General features: G+C 40.6%; 14 protein-coding genes. 5 read left to right on the top strand and 9 right to left on the bottom strand.

Annotated features, from left to right (window positions below):
* Positions 1 to 21: 21 nt before the first annotated feature.
* From A923_RS0106855 to A923_RS0106840, 4 genes are all read left to right on the top strand, one after another.
* Positions 22 to 768, top strand: coding sequence for an amino acid ABC transporter ATP-binding protein (locus A923_RS0106855; RefSeq protein ID WP_017220927.1), 747 nt, complete (start codon positions 22 to 24; stop codon positions 766 to 768).
* 117 nt (positions 769 to 885) lie between these two features.
* Positions 886 to 1,251, top strand: a complete 366-nt coding sequence (locus A923_RS0106850; protein WP_017220926.1) for a SpoIIAA family protein — start codon at positions 886 to 888, stop codon at positions 1,249 to 1,251.
* Between the two features lie 38 nt (positions 1,252 to 1,289).
* Positions 1,290 to 1,634 (top strand): thioredoxin family protein, encoded by a 345-nt coding sequence (locus A923_RS0106845; protein WP_017220925.1) that lies wholly within the window; start codon positions 1,290 to 1,292, stop codon positions 1,632 to 1,634.
* On the top strand, positions 1,624 to 2,118 hold the full coding sequence (locus A923_RS0106840) for a GNAT family N-acetyltransferase (RefSeq protein ID WP_017220924.1): 495 nt from the start codon (positions 1,624 to 1,626) through the stop codon (positions 2,116 to 2,118). The genes A923_RS0106845 and A923_RS0106840 overlap by 11 nt, the downstream gene beginning before the upstream one ends.
* A gap of 159 nt (positions 2,119 to 2,277) precedes the next feature.
* On the opposite strand, the gene A923_RS0106835 is transcribed toward A923_RS0106840, so the two are convergent.
* Positions 2,278 to 2,907, bottom strand: coding sequence for an outer membrane beta-barrel protein (locus A923_RS0106835; RefSeq protein ID WP_017220923.1), 630 nt, complete (start codon positions 2,905 to 2,907; stop codon positions 2,278 to 2,280).
* Positions 2,908 to 3,137: 230 nt separating this feature from the next.
* Between A923_RS0106835 and A923_RS0106830 the strand changes: the two genes are divergently transcribed.
* The gene (locus tag A923_RS0106830; RefSeq protein ID WP_017220922.1) at positions 3,138 to 3,584 is read left to right on the top strand and encodes a GNAT family N-acetyltransferase; all 447 of its coding nucleotides are present in this window, start codon (positions 3,138 to 3,140) and stop codon (positions 3,582 to 3,584) included.
* 33 nt (positions 3,585 to 3,617) lie between these two features.
* Here A923_RS0106830 and A923_RS0106825 read toward each other — a convergent pair whose 3' ends face one another.
* The 8 genes from A923_RS0106825 to A923_RS0106790 all read right to left on the bottom strand — a co-directional run bounded on the left by A923_RS0106825 (position 3,618) and on the right by A923_RS0106790 (position 12,967).
* Positions 3,618 to 4,097 carry an Mpo1 family 2-hydroxy fatty acid dioxygenase gene (locus A923_RS0106825; protein ID WP_017220921.1) on the bottom strand — a complete coding sequence of 160 codons (480 nt, stop codon included), beginning with the start codon at positions 4,095 to 4,097 and terminating at the stop codon, positions 3,618 to 3,620.
* 381 nt (positions 4,098 to 4,478) lie between these two features.
* Positions 4,479 to 5,729, bottom strand: coding sequence for a cysteine desulfurase-like protein (locus A923_RS0106820; protein ID WP_017220920.1), 1,251 nt, complete (start codon positions 5,727 to 5,729; stop codon positions 4,479 to 4,481).
* Between the two features lie 169 nt (positions 5,730 to 5,898).
* Positions 5,899 to 6,531 (bottom strand): 2OG-Fe dioxygenase family protein, encoded by a 633-nt coding sequence (locus tag A923_RS0106815; RefSeq protein ID WP_017220919.1) that lies wholly within the window; start codon positions 6,529 to 6,531, stop codon positions 5,899 to 5,901.
* 371 nt (positions 6,532 to 6,902) lie between these two features.
* Positions 6,903 to 8,270: an adenylosuccinate lyase gene (gene purB, locus A923_RS0106810; protein WP_017220918.1), complete on the bottom strand. Its 1,368-nt coding sequence runs from the start codon at positions 8,268 to 8,270 to the stop codon at positions 6,903 to 6,905.
* 24 nt (positions 8,271 to 8,294) lie between these two features.
* Positions 8,295 to 8,918 carry a high frequency lysogenization protein HflD gene (gene hflD, locus A923_RS0106805; RefSeq protein ID WP_017220917.1) on the bottom strand — a complete coding sequence of 208 codons (624 nt, stop codon included), beginning with the start codon at positions 8,916 to 8,918 and terminating at the stop codon, positions 8,295 to 8,297.
* A 2-nt stretch (positions 8,919 to 8,920) separates the two neighbouring features.
* The gene (gene mnmA, locus A923_RS0106800) at positions 8,921 to 10,060 is read right to left on the bottom strand and encodes a tRNA 2-thiouridine(34) synthase MnmA (RefSeq protein ID WP_017220916.1); all 1,140 of its coding nucleotides are present in this window, start codon (positions 10,058 to 10,060) and stop codon (positions 8,921 to 8,923) included.
* 175 nt (positions 10,061 to 10,235) lie between these two features.
* Positions 10,236 to 10,967 (bottom strand): pseudouridine synthase, encoded by a 732-nt coding sequence (locus A923_RS0106795; RefSeq protein ID WP_017220915.1) that lies wholly within the window; start codon positions 10,965 to 10,967, stop codon positions 10,236 to 10,238.
* Positions 10,968 to 11,098: 131 nt separating this feature from the next.
* Positions 11,099 to 12,967, bottom strand: coding sequence for an acyltransferase family protein (locus A923_RS0106790; protein ID WP_017220914.1), 1,869 nt, complete (start codon positions 12,965 to 12,967; stop codon positions 11,099 to 11,101).
* Positions 12,968 to 13,166: the final 199 nt, after the last annotated feature.

Genomic DNA, 13,166 nt, shown 5'->3' with positions numbered 1-13,166 from the left:
TAATTGGTATAAGGAAATATCATGTCAGAACAAGATTATATGATCAGCATGCAAGACGTTAATAAATGGTATGGCGATTTTCACGTACTTAAAGACGTTAACTTAAATATCAAGAAAGGCGAGAAAGTGGTTATTTGTGGCCCTTCTGGCTCGGGTAAATCAACGACGATCCGTTGCCTTAATCACTTGGAAAAATTTCAAGAAGGTAAGATTAACATTAACGGTACTGACTTGATTGAAGACGTTAAAGTTGTACGCCATATCCGCTCACAGGTGGGGATGGTATTCCAACACTTTAACTTGTTTCCGCATCTTTCGGTGTTAGAAAATTTATTGTTGGCACCGACTTGGGTACATAAAAAACCCCGTCATGAAGCCATTAAAACGGCGATGATGTACCTTGAACGCGTAAAAATTGCTGACCAAGCGCATAAGTATCCTAACCAACTTTCGGGTGGACAACAGCAGCGTGTAGCGATTGCCCGTTGTCTGTGTATTAATCCTGAAATCATGTTGTTTGACGAACCAACATCGGCACTGGATCCAGAGATGGTGTCGGAAGTGTTAGATGTGATGGTTGAGCTTGCAGATGAAGGTATCACCATGATCTGTGTAACCCATGAGATGGGTTTTGCTAAGAAGGTGGCAGACCGCGTTATCTTTATGGATGCAGGGCAGATTATTGAAGAAAATGAACCGCATGAATTTTTTGATAACCCGCAATCAGATCGTTTAAAATTATTCTTAGAGCAGATTTTATCGCACTAAGCTAATACGGAAGGCCGTCGTAACTAATACAACGGCATCGACTGCTAATAAGCCTTACTCTGATTCCGTTACTATAATGGAGGCGGGGTAAGGCTTTTTTATTACCAGGAGATCAATATGATTGAAATGATAGATATCGAAATTGACAATGCCATTGCATTTCAAATGTCTGGAAAAATAACGGAAAGCGATATGGCTTTGGTTCTCAATGCTGCAAAAGAAAAAGTTGAGCGTTATGGCAGTATTGTACTGCTTGAAAAAATTGATTCTTTTAAAGGCGTTGAAATTGCAGCGCTTATCGAAGAGTTCAAATATCTGTTTGATGTGGGTATTAGCAATATAGACAAGGCGGCGGTATTAACTGACAAAAAATGGATAGAGCATATTGTTAATATTGAAGATAAGATTTTTAAGAATATTGATATGCAGTGCTTTACGCTAGATCAAGAGTCTCAAGCCATTGAGTTTCTTAAAGGCGCATAATTCAGTACACTGTATTAAGCGTTTTAAAGGAACATAATATGACAATTGAATATCCCAGGTTTAACCCTGACTATCGTGAAGATGCGCCGACAATGGTTGATGTTGAAGCGTGGACTGGTTATGCCATTTTAGAGTTCGGCGCATCTTGGTGTGGACACTGTCAAGCTGCTGAACCTGCGATTAAAGAGGTGCTGGTGGATCATCCCGCGTTGCCCCATATCAAAATAAGCGATGGTAAAGGTAAAATACTGGGTCGACAGTTTCGAGTTAAACTTTGGCCTACGTTGATATTGTTACAAAATTGCCAGGAAGTGGCACGTATTGTCAGACCCTTGTTGGTCGATGACGTGGGCGGGTTCTTGAAGGTGATACATGAAGATTGAAATTGCGAGTATGGCGCACTTAAATGCCTTTAAATCTTATGTTGATGAATGTGTGACGGATGATATCGTTCTCTACGAGTTTATCTTAAGCCATTACGCTCGTTATCTTAGCAAGCGCATTGCCTATGCGCGTGGGGAACAACTACCGAAGGGCTGGACACCAATCACGACGTATTTCTGTGTCGAAGGCGACGTCATTCTTGGTTCAATACGAGTAAGGCAAGGCTGTAGCGATTATATCGAGAATGTTATCGGTCATATCGGTTATGAAACCAGATCGTCAGCGAGGGGCAGAGGGGTTGCTAAGTTCATGTTGTCACATATTCAAAAGGCAGTGCTGACTGGTGACGTCATTATCAGCTGCGACCCGACTAATATTGCTTCACGTAAGGTGATCGAAGGCTGCGGTGCTAACTTCCTTAATGAATATTACTATGCGCCAGAAGATCAGCAAGTGCGCAGATATCAATTGTCTTCGGCATGATCTATTTTTGACTCGCTTTTGAAGTGGTTCGGCTAGGCAGTGTTGCAACGACAATTTATTACCGCGGGCGCTATTGCAACGACAGCTAATTACAGCGACAACTATCGTCACGACAAAACTGACTCATCGCTGTAATAGATCATTGTTAGCAATTAGCAATTAGAAATCAAACTGCAGACCGAAACCAAACCCTAAATTTTCTTCATACATAATTCCATTCGCAGTAAGCGCGAGATTAGGTAATACATGTGCGACCATTTCAGCACTGTATTCCATTTCTGATTCGTCACCAATATCAATGTAAGCGGCATCAATAATAAATTCTAATTGATGGCTGAAATGCATGGCTAAGCCAACAGCAGCGTTAAATCCAGTCTCACTGTCGAAGTCATCATTCGTGATTGTGCTGGCGTTTGATTTTATTTCCACTTCTTTACCAAATTCATAAACAGCACCACTTTCAATCGTCAGATCAAGCCTAGGATGCAGCGCTAAGCGCGTGCCTATGTTTAATATGGCTTGCATCGATGTTGTGGTGATGGAATTACTTGCATCAATCACCGTCTCTCTGCTTAAGTAATTGAGGTTTGTACGACTAAACAGAAAAGGGCTGAGTAGGTTGCTGATGTTGAACTGGTACATGACTAATGGGTCATTCACATCTTCTGTGGTGACTTCAGCATAATTGAGTTGGTAGTAGCGGTAGCTAACTGGGGTATAAAAATTGTTGGCAAAAGCGGCGCTAGAAAACAGCGAGGCTAATGTGAAGCACAGTGTTATTAGTTTCATTTTACGTTCCTTGTTAAATGAGCTAAATAGCGAAAAGTGGATTTATTTATCAATATAAGCTGAGCTAGTATATCGCTTAAAATAACAAGGCAAGTATGAATAAATAAGGAGTTTTATGCTGTTGTAATTTAATCAGAAATTGATATTCTGGAGCTATACTATTAACATAGATGTATGTAATACGCTGTATTATTGCCATTATCTATTTATTCATATTTAAAAGGGATTTTATGAATATCAAGCAAGCCTCGCTGGCAGAATTGAACGATCTCGTTAGTTTATTTGATCAATATATGGTGTTTTATAAGCAACCATCAGCACCGAAAAAGTACCGACCGTATTTAGGTGAGCGTTTACTGAATAACGATGCCACCGTGTTTATTGCCTATAACAAAAGCGGTGATCCAATGGGGTTTGTACTTAACTATCATTCGTTTTCATCGGTGTCGTTGGGTAAAATCATGGTATTAAACGATCTATTTATAGCCCCCGAATATCGCCGACAAGGATTGGCTAATGAGTTGATTCATCGCGTGGTGAGAGAGGCTCGCAATACCGGCGCTATCCGTGTAGATTTGAATACCGCACAAGATAACTTCTCGGCGCAAGCCTTGTATGAAAAATTGGGATTTGTAAAAAATACCGCGTATTTTTCGTATCACTTGGCGGTAAAATAGAGGTTAACCTATTAACTTATAAATATTAGCCTGTTAATAACGGATCCCTATACGTTGGTAGATGAAGCCTAGCAACCAAGCTGGGCCGATTAATAAAAATTGTAGATCCTCAAAGAATGAGGGTTTCGCCCCTTCAATTTTATGACCGACAAACTGAAATACCCACGCAATCGCAAATAATACCGCACTGAATAGCCACAACGGCATAGCTAAGTATTGAGTCAGCATATAACTGGTCACTAGACATAACCCGGTAAACAGCAGCATGCCCAATAAGATAGGCTTTGATAGTGTGTAATAGAAATACATCGCCGGTAACATGGCTAATGTTGCCCAGTTTAGCCAAGGTGATGAGCCCATCCAATCCATTTTGGGGATAGACCAGAGCAAACCTACAATGGTAAAAAAGATGATGGGTACCATGATCCAATGGATGAGTTTATTGGTTTTGTTCTGGTGACTAACCCCATATTCATCAAACCATTGTTGTACTGTCCTTGATTGACGTGACATATTTTGCTTCCTTGCTGTGTCGTAGATTAACGTGTGATACTAATTCTGAAAACTAAGTGATCAAAATGATATTACTCCTGCAAACCGCTCAAGACATCCCTGTTCGCTTAGACAAGGCCATCCATGGCCATGTATGTTTGCGATAGCAATAGCATTTTTCTGTACAGTTATTTATAGGAATTGGTATGATTATTATTTGTGATGCGTTAATAGGCTAGCATAACGGATCCAATGAAAGTGTTATCGAAGTGTGGTTTTTACTATTTAAGCGGATATCGGCTGTGATGGGAATTGAATTAGGCGCTGATTAGCGTAAGCCCAAGTGTCAGGAAACACTTGGGCTTACACGGTTTATTTACAGCTTACAGCTAGTATTAGTGGTTATTTTTCTACTGCTGTCTCTAATACGGTCTCTAATATTGCAAATAATGCATCAATTTCGCTGGTGGTATTGTAGTGCATAAAGCCAATACGTATCACGCCGCCTTTATCTAAAATACCTAATTGCTTACACAAGCCGATAGCATAGAAATGACCGTTCCAAACACACATGTTGTGCTGACCGAGTAGACCTGATACGTCTTCAGGAGAGGCATGATCAATGCGGATAGAGAAGGTTGGCGTACGCTCAGCCAGTCTTTCCAACTCATTGATGCCGTACAGTGTTACGTTACTGTATTGCGTTAACTTAGCCAGGAAGTGCTTGCTTAACAGCTGTTCATGGGCTTGATATAGATCGAAACTTTGTACTAGTCTTTCACGTAACGGCAGCGTCTGATCACCAGCATGGGCGAGGTATTCAACTGCCGCGGTAAATCCTGCTAATGCTTCAAAGCTTTGGGTACCGGTTTCAAATCGACCTGGGCCTTGGTTTGTTGCTGGCTCTACCTTGTACGGTGATAAGCTGTGTAACCATTTTGGTGCCACATACGCGATGCCAACATGTGGACCAAAGAACTTATATGCAGAACAAGCTAAGAAGTCACAACCCAATGCTTGCACGTCTACCAGCTTGTGTGGCGCGTAATGTACCGCATCAATATAGACTTTAGCACCGACAGCATGTGCAGCTGCAATAATTGGCTTAACGTCCACCAATGAACCAGTGGTGTTAGATGCAAAAGTGAGAGCAACTAATTTAGTCTTAGCTGAAATCAGTGAGATCAAGTGCTCACTATCGAGTGTGCAATCATCTTCATTCACACGCGCTTGATGTACTATCGTGCCTTTATCATCGGCGGCTTGCTGCCATGTTGAAACATTTGAATAATGATCCAATGAAGTAACAATCACTTCATCACCTGCTTGCCAATCACGGCTGATAGCACGGCTTAATTGGAACGTCAGTGAGGTCATGTTGGCGCCAAAAACGATGTTATCTGGCGACTCCGTATTTAACAGTGCTTGGCCACTTAGGCGGGCGTTACGCATGACATCAACGGTTTTTTCACTAGAGAAAAAGCGACCGCCAAGGTTGGAGTTATATTTACCTAAGTAAGATGTCATTGCATCAAGCACTGACTGTGGAACTTGTGAGCCACCAGGACCATCAAAAAAATACACTGGTTCGCCATTCACTTCTTGCTGTAATGCCGGGAAAGCTTGGCGGATTGACTCAATACATAAGTTCATCGGTTATTCCTTTAATATAATTATTATTACGCTACATCTTTTATTCGTGCAACGTTATTGGTGTAAAGCAAAATGCTGTTCTTTAGTGTGTGAAGTACGGTGTGATCACTGTTTAAATGACAATGCGCATTACTGCTTTATTCTCTGCTTTTATAGTTAACGTTGTAAATTAAGCAGTGAAAACAAATACGTCGCGCAGTCCGGTTTCGTCTTGCAAACCTGGCAGTGTTTCTGTCACGTAGTGGTAATAACGACGGTCATTAAAAATGATGAATTGGTTTTCTTCTAGTGTGGTACTCATGTGCGGATGTTGGTCAACAGGCGATGAAAATATTTGGGTAAAAGCGCCGGCGATGTTGTCTCGTTTTACGCAGAAAATACCGACAAAATCAAAACCGTCTTGGTGAATACCCTCTGGTGCTGGTGAGCCTGATTTATCTTGTGAGCAAACTACGCGGATCTGATGCACACCAATTGGCTGCTTAGTGGTATCAACGTTAGTACGCTCAAGAAATGCATTCAGTAGATTCTGAAAATCAGGGTGTTGATCAAGTGCTGGAGAGATGTCTTCGAACTTACGTTCAACGTTGCCGATAAGACGGTTAACATTTGATGACTGCATGAAAGTGCTTGAGTTTAATTTTTCAAATTGTGTATTGGTCTTTTGATATTGTGAAAATGCACGGAATCGACAGTTACTTTCAAGGTAAGGATCTGCACCTAAATCATTAAAGAAATTACCTAAGTTTTGCGCACACGTTGAGGGTGCTTGAAATGCTTCAATAAGAAATGATCCGTTCATGCTGTAAATCCTTAGTTAACCAGATGTAAATATAATGCTGATTATCCGTGTATATGGATGAGTTACAAGATGGGGGGCTAATTTTGAAAGGATGTTTTATAAAAGGCTAATTCGGTGTTTCAGATTGAAACTATAGGGAGGTTTACTTATTTCGTTTTGAACTTATATTTTACAAAAATGCAGTTTTACGATATCTGATTTGTTGATATTAAAAACTGGAATGATAACTAGCGCACAAAAAAGCCCAAGCAATTTGTTACTATTTCTAGTTAACGCGTTACTTGGGCTGTTTTCATTATCTACTGCGTGCTTGACAGTCTATGGCATTATTAGCTGTAGACAGCTTAACTATCTACATCTACAACTATAAACTATAGCTCGTTAACGAACTCAACAGCACGACCGATGTAGTTAGCTGGCGTCATTAATTTTAATTCCGCTTTAACTGCATCAGTTAGCTCTAACGTATCAATGAATTCTTGCATAGCAGGACCATCAACACGACGACCACGTGTAAGCTCTTTTAGCTTTTCGTATGGTTTTTCGATGCCGTAGCGACGCATAACTGTTTGGATTGGCTCAGCCAGAACTTCCCAGTTACGATCAAGGTCAGCAAGTAATGCAGCTTCGTTAAGCTCTAATTTGCTGATGCCTTTTAACGTTGACTCGTAAGCAATAACAGAATAACCGATAGCAACACCTAGGTTACGTAATACAGTTGAATCTGTTAAGTCACGCTGCCAGCGAGAAACCGGTAATTTTGCAGAAAGGTGATTGAATAGTGCGTTAGCAATACCAATGTTACCTTCCGAGTTTTCAAAATCAATCGGGTTAACTTTATGCGGCATTGTAGAAGAGCCAATTTCACCAGCAATCGTTTTTTGCTTGAAGTGACCTAGGCAAATGTAACCCCAGATGTCACGGTCAAAATCAAGAATGATAGTGTTGAAACGTGCGATTGCGTCATAAAGTTCAGCAATGTAATCATGTGGTTCGATTTGCGTAGTGTATGGGTTCCATACAACACCAAGGCTAGAGACGAATTCTTCTGCGAACTCGTTCCAATCAACATCAGGGTAAGCCGAGATGTGTGCGTTGTAGTTACCTACAGCACCGTTGATTTTACCTAAGATTTCAACATTAGCGATTTGTAACATTTGACGGCGTAAACGCACAACAACGTTAGCAAATTCTTTACCCATAGTACTTGGCGACGCAGGCTGGCCGTGAGTACGTGATAATAATGGTACAGCAGCATATTCTTTTGCTAATACTGTTAGGCTATCGATAAGCTTTTCACAGTAAGGTAAAAGAATTGTTTCACGAGCTTCAGTTAACATTAACGCGTGAGACAAGTTGTTGATATCTTCTGAAGTACAAGCAAAGTGGATAAACTCAGAAACTGCATTCAGCTCTGCGTTATCAGCTACTTTCTCTTTCAAGAAGTATTCAACTGCTTTTACATCGTGGTTTGTTGTGCTTTCAATTGCTTTAATACGTGCAGCGTCAGCTTCCGAGAAGTTGTCTGTGATGCTGTTTAATGCAGCGTTTGCATCAGCACTTAGTGCTGGTACTTCTGCAATAGCGTCACATTCAGCTAGTTTTTGTAACCAACGAACTTCTACTTGTACACGGTATTTGATTAGACCAAATTCACTAAAAATTGAACGCAGGGCTACTGTTTTACTACCGTAGCGACCATCGACCGGGGAAACAGCTGTTAACGCTGATAATTCCATTACATACTCCTGGGTGTGTTTAGGTTAAATTCGAGCTAATTGTTGCTTTGCTTGCTCTACCATGTGTTTACGATTGAAAACTACTTGGCGACGTTGACCGCCTGTTTGTCGCCACAACACTGCTGAGCGAATACCGGCAAATAGTAATGCACGGATCTTATCTCTCACCAATGTTTGTTGTAGGAAACTTGCTGTTCCTGCAATTTGGATCTTGGTGCCAAGTGGGCTGATTAAGTCCACATAGATTGACGCCATATTACTTAAAATTTGCGCTTCCGTTAACTCGTAATGATGAGTTTGACGTTTAACTTGTGAGATGCGCTCACCTAACATACCAAGAATATCATTGCGTTTAGCCAGTTTACGCTCTAGGGCAACTAAGCCGATCATGTAGCGTGTTAAGGCGCTATCAGGACCTTTAGAGGTATTACTTAACTGCGCAATCAGGGTTTTGTAGCCTAATTCTAGGTTTGCGTAATCGCCATAAACCTCAATCGTTTGACTTGGGTCTGTCACAATCACACAACGTAAGGTATTACTTAATTGTGTTTCATCACAATTGCCAGTTGTTGCAAGCTGGTGCACGAGTGCTGCAGCCTGACAAACGCCAGCAAAGGCTATATTTGATTCTTGGAAGTTAGTTGACACTGTTAGCCCCTAATTTGAACATCGATAATTGCGCCACCTAGGCATACGTCATCAAGGTAAAATACCGCTGATTGGCCTGGTGTAACAGCAAGTTCGGGTTTATCAAAAGTTACTTCAATTTGGTCTTCGCCAATTGGTGTTACCAAACAAGGCACATCAGTCTGACGGTAGCGTGTTTTTACAGTACAACGTAATGGCTGTGTTAATGGTTCGCGGCTAACCCAATGGAGTTGCGACGCCATTAAACCTTCCGAGAATAAACGTGGGTGATTGTGACCTTGTGCCACAAGCAATACGTTACGCTCCATATCTTTATCGACTACATACCAAGGTTCTTGGCTGCTGTTGTTTTTCATGCCGCCGATATGCAGACCTTTACGTTGACCTAGTGTGTGGTACATCAGACCTTGGTGTTCACCAATTTCTTCGCCATCAACACTTTCAATTTTACCCGGCTGTGCAGGTAAGTATTTGCTTAGGAATTCAGTGAATTTACGTTCACCGATAAAGCAGATACCGGTACTGTCTTTTTTGTTTGCTGTGATCAAGTCTTGTTCTTCAGCAATACGACGTACTTCCGGTTTTTCTAATTCACCCACAGGGAACAATGAGCGAGAAACTTGCACATGATCTAGCGTGTAAAGGAAATAGCTTTGGTCTTTATTGCTGTCTAAGCCACGTAGCATTTCAAATGTGCCATCGGCTTTTTCGCGACGACTAACATAGTGACCCATAGCGATGTAGTCAGCAGAAAGTACTTCTGATGCAAACTGCAGGAATGCTTTAAATTTGATTTCTTTGTTACAAAGAATATCAGGGTTTGGTGTACGACCTGCCTTGTATTCAGCAAGGAAGTATTCAAACACGTTATCCCAGTATTCAGCAGAGAAATTAATCGCGTGTAACTCGATACCTAATTTATCACATACTGATTGTGCGTCTGCTAGGTCCTCAGCAGCGGCACAATATTCATCATTATCGTCATCTTCCCAGTTCTTCATGAACAGGCCTTCTACTTGATAACCTTGCTGTTGTAGCAGGTAAGCAGAAACAGATGAGTCAACACCGCCGGACATGCCAACGATTACTTTTTTAGTACTGTTTAACGCTTTAGTACTGGCGTCGATTGTAGTATTTGTCATAGGACCTTTTAATTACTCTTGTAGTAATGCAAATAAAGTTAAAGGCTTTTTTGCTAATGTGTTAAAAATATTGTGAAATAAGCGTTCTTAGTGGCGTTAATTACGGTTCACTGAAGTACAAATTTCAATGGCGCGAATTTTACCATGAAGACCAACGCAAAAACAGGCTTTGGTCTTAATTCATCATGTTAATACTGCTTTCAACTAGCTCACCTGGTTGGATGTTATCCAGTGTCCAAGGACCAATGCTGTAGCGGATCAAACGTAAGGTCGGATGGCCGATATGTGCAGTCATTCGACGCACTTGACGGTTACGGCCTTCAACGATGGTAATTGCTAACCAGGTTGTAGGAATATTTTGACGTTCACGGATTGGTGGTACACGTGGCCACACCGCTGGTTCAGTCATTATTTCAACTTTAGCGGGCAGGGTTGGGCCGTCTTTTAAAACGATACCGTAACGTAAATCACTGAGCTTTTCAGGGCTAGGTTCACCTTCAACTTGTACCCAATAGGTTTTTTCTGTTTTCTCACCAGGTTGGGTTAATTTTGCTTGTAAGCGACCGTTGTTGGTTAGCAGTAATAAACCTTCACTGTCACGATCTAAGCGACCAGCGGCATAAATATCCGGTACCTTGATATAGTCTTTTAAGGTTTCGCGATTATCAGCATCGGTAAACTGCGTTAATACCATGTAAGGTTTGTTGAATACGAACACCTGAGTCGGGCCAGCTTCTTTCGGTTTAACATGTTGTGAACGATTGCTTTTACCGCGTGCGCTGACTGTATTGGTATAGCTAATTTGGCTTTTTTTACCCTGCTCAGCGGGGCTTTTTTTTCTACCCAGAGTGAGTTTCTTTTTTACTGGTGATTGTGCTGGTACTTTTACTGGTGCTGGTTTTGACATGCTATCGCTAATAATTAAGGTGCTTATAAGCAATTGTAGCAAATTTTGAGGGTCTATTTATAGGGTCTATTTATAAGGTGATGTAGAGGGTCGCTAAAAGACGTTCTGATATTAGCGACCCTGCCTAAAAATTAATAAAACGGAGCGGGTAATAAAGGTCTTAATCTATCTGAGAGATACATGGCACCTTGCTTGGTTGTGTGTACTTCATCGTAGAAAAAAGGTAAGCCATTTTTATCGACTACATTACATTTCTTGATCGGACAGAAAGCATAAGTCATATTAATAAATTGATAATCTGATTTTTGATTATCACGGAAAAATGTATTATTTTTAATGTTCACAGCAGGCAGTGATTCAAACACCAGTTCGCTCACTTCTTGTTGATTATCAAATGCGTTAAGCATCAGTATTGGCAGTGCGCGCGCCATACCTTTGTTACCAATAATAATTATTTTGACCTTAGGGTTCTTTTGTTTTATCGCTTTAACGGCCTGAATATTATAATTTAAAGACCAGTTACGCCAATTCATGGCAATGAAAATATAGTCAGCGTTGAGTAAGCGATTATCCGCGGTGATTTTTCTGATCCTAGCTGCGCATTTAAGTAATCTTTTCTCCCCAATATTTTCAGAGAGGTTGATCCGGTCGTACAGGGCATTTAAGGGGTTAGGTAGGTGATAAAAAACACCGCATTTGGCTGATATTTTTTGCGCCATAAAATTAACACGATCATTATCAATAACACTGATTTTTTCGTTGATTACATTCACAAAGTCGGCAGATTGAGAGTCACCGATAAACATCACGTTTATCTTCGTATTATCGAGTTTATTTTTTTTAAGTTGGTCCATCATTTGCCAAGTAAAAAGCTCACCTTTATCGGATTGATTTAAATTAGCTTCAATAATGTATTTTGGCATCCCAGATATGTGGTACAGCATCGCCGGAATTGATTTGTAAAAGCCAACAAATGCTAACACGGTGATGAGAGTGAAAATCAGGGTGTGTTTTCTTTGTTTAAGCTGATTACTTTCAACCAAATAAAAGCTAATGCCACCAAACACAACAGATAAGATTAAGCCGATTGGCATCCAGTTATCAATTTGAAAATAGCTGCCGTAGACCGCAATAGGCCAGTGCCACAGGTAGATTGAGTATGACCATTTACCCAGAGTTTGAAATATTCGGTTATTGGTAAGCAGACTCGTTTCTCGGTTACTTAACAAAATGAAGTAGGTACCAAAAACGGGGACGCAAGCAACATAACCAGGCCAAGGTGTCATTTTAGAGGTGAACGTGAATGATAATAACATTAACGTCATCCCTATAGCTTCGAGTACTCTTTTTTGGTTTTCGTTTAACTTCAGTGGGTAAAAATAAGCTACGCCACCTAACAGCATTTCCCATGCTCGTGTTGGCAGAGAGAAGTAAGCAAATGTCGGCCACAAATCTGTCGCAATAGTACAGAATATAAACCCAACGACAGTACCGAGAATGAGTAGTCGCTTTAATGATTCAAGTGAAAAATAGCGTTTTAAAAATAGCAGGATAATCGGATAAATAATATAGAACTGCCATTCAACCGACAGCGACCAGGTATGTAGTAGCCATTTCTCATAAGCCCCGGCATCAAAATAGTCAGCTTCATAAAAATAGGTAATGTTGGATAAAAAACTGACACTACTCGCGGCATGCATGCCTAAGTTTACATAGTCCATTGGTGGCAATAAAAACCAACCAAACAGCAGTAGGGTAAAGCACAGCAGGGCAAGCGGGGGAATAATGCGATTGGCTCGGCATAAATAAAATTCAGCTAAGTTCAACGAATTGGTATTTAAGCCTTTAAAAATAATGCCGGTCATTAAAAAACCAGAGATGACAAAGAAAATATCGACACCAGCAAAACCTCCGGGCGCAATGCTCGGATTAAAATGGAACAATACTACAGCAATAAGTGCTATTGCTCTTAACCCATTTAAATCGGTTCTAAATTTCACCTTGTGTACCCTACTATTTACCTTATAATCCGCAATTTTTACGACATTTACATTAAGCGTATCTTAATCGTGTATTTTACGTCATTTTATCGGTGTTGTTCTATTTAATATCACGCTTTCAAAAAATAAAACGCCAGTGATCTGGGTTTAAATAGAATATTACCGACCGTTAGATTAAACATAGCAGAATTTAGAATCT

It is taken from the genome of Moritella dasanensis ArB 0140 (genome assembly GCF_000276805.1).
GTDB classification, from domain to species: Bacteria; Pseudomonadota; Gammaproteobacteria; order Enterobacterales; family Moritellaceae; genus Moritella; species Moritella dasanensis.
This window is presented reverse-complemented; position numbering and strand designations above follow the sequence as displayed.

Coding starts and splice junctions, on each gene's coding strand:
- A923_RS0106855 (WP_017220927.1), top strand. CDS start 22: ATGTCAGAACAAGATTATATGATCAGCATGCAAGACGTTAATAAATGG.
- A923_RS0106850 (WP_017220926.1), top strand. CDS start 886: ATGATTGAAATGATAGATATCGAAATTGACAATGCCATTGCATTTCAA.
- A923_RS0106845 (WP_017220925.1), top strand. CDS start 1,290: ATGACAATTGAATATCCCAGGTTTAACCCTGACTATCGTGAAGATGCG.
- A923_RS0106840 (WP_017220924.1), top strand. CDS start 1,624: ATGAAGATTGAAATTGCGAGTATGGCGCACTTAAATGCCTTTAAATCT.
- A923_RS0106835 (WP_017220923.1), bottom strand. CDS start 2,907: ATGAAACTAATAACACTGTGCTTCACATTAGCCTCGCTGTTTTCTAGC.
- A923_RS0106830 (WP_017220922.1), top strand. CDS start 3,138: ATGAATATCAAGCAAGCCTCGCTGGCAGAATTGAACGATCTCGTTAGT.
- A923_RS0106825 (WP_017220921.1), bottom strand. CDS start 4,097: ATGTCACGTCAATCAAGGACAGTACAACAATGGTTTGATGAATATGGG.
- A923_RS0106820 (WP_017220920.1), bottom strand. CDS start 5,729: ATGAACTTATGTATTGAGTCAATCCGCCAAGCTTTCCCGGCATTACAG.
- A923_RS0106815 (WP_017220919.1), bottom strand. CDS start 6,531: ATGAACGGATCATTTCTTATTGAAGCATTTCAAGCACCCTCAACGTGT.
- purB (WP_017220918.1), bottom strand. CDS start 8,270: ATGGAATTATCAGCGTTAACAGCTGTTTCCCCGGTCGATGGTCGCTAC.
- mnmA (WP_017220916.1), bottom strand. CDS start 10,060: ATGACAAATACTACAATCGACGCCAGTACTAAAGCGTTAAACAGTACT.
- A923_RS0106795 (WP_017220915.1), bottom strand. CDS start 10,967: ATGTCAAAACCAGCACCAGTAAAAGTACCAGCACAATCACCAGTAAAA.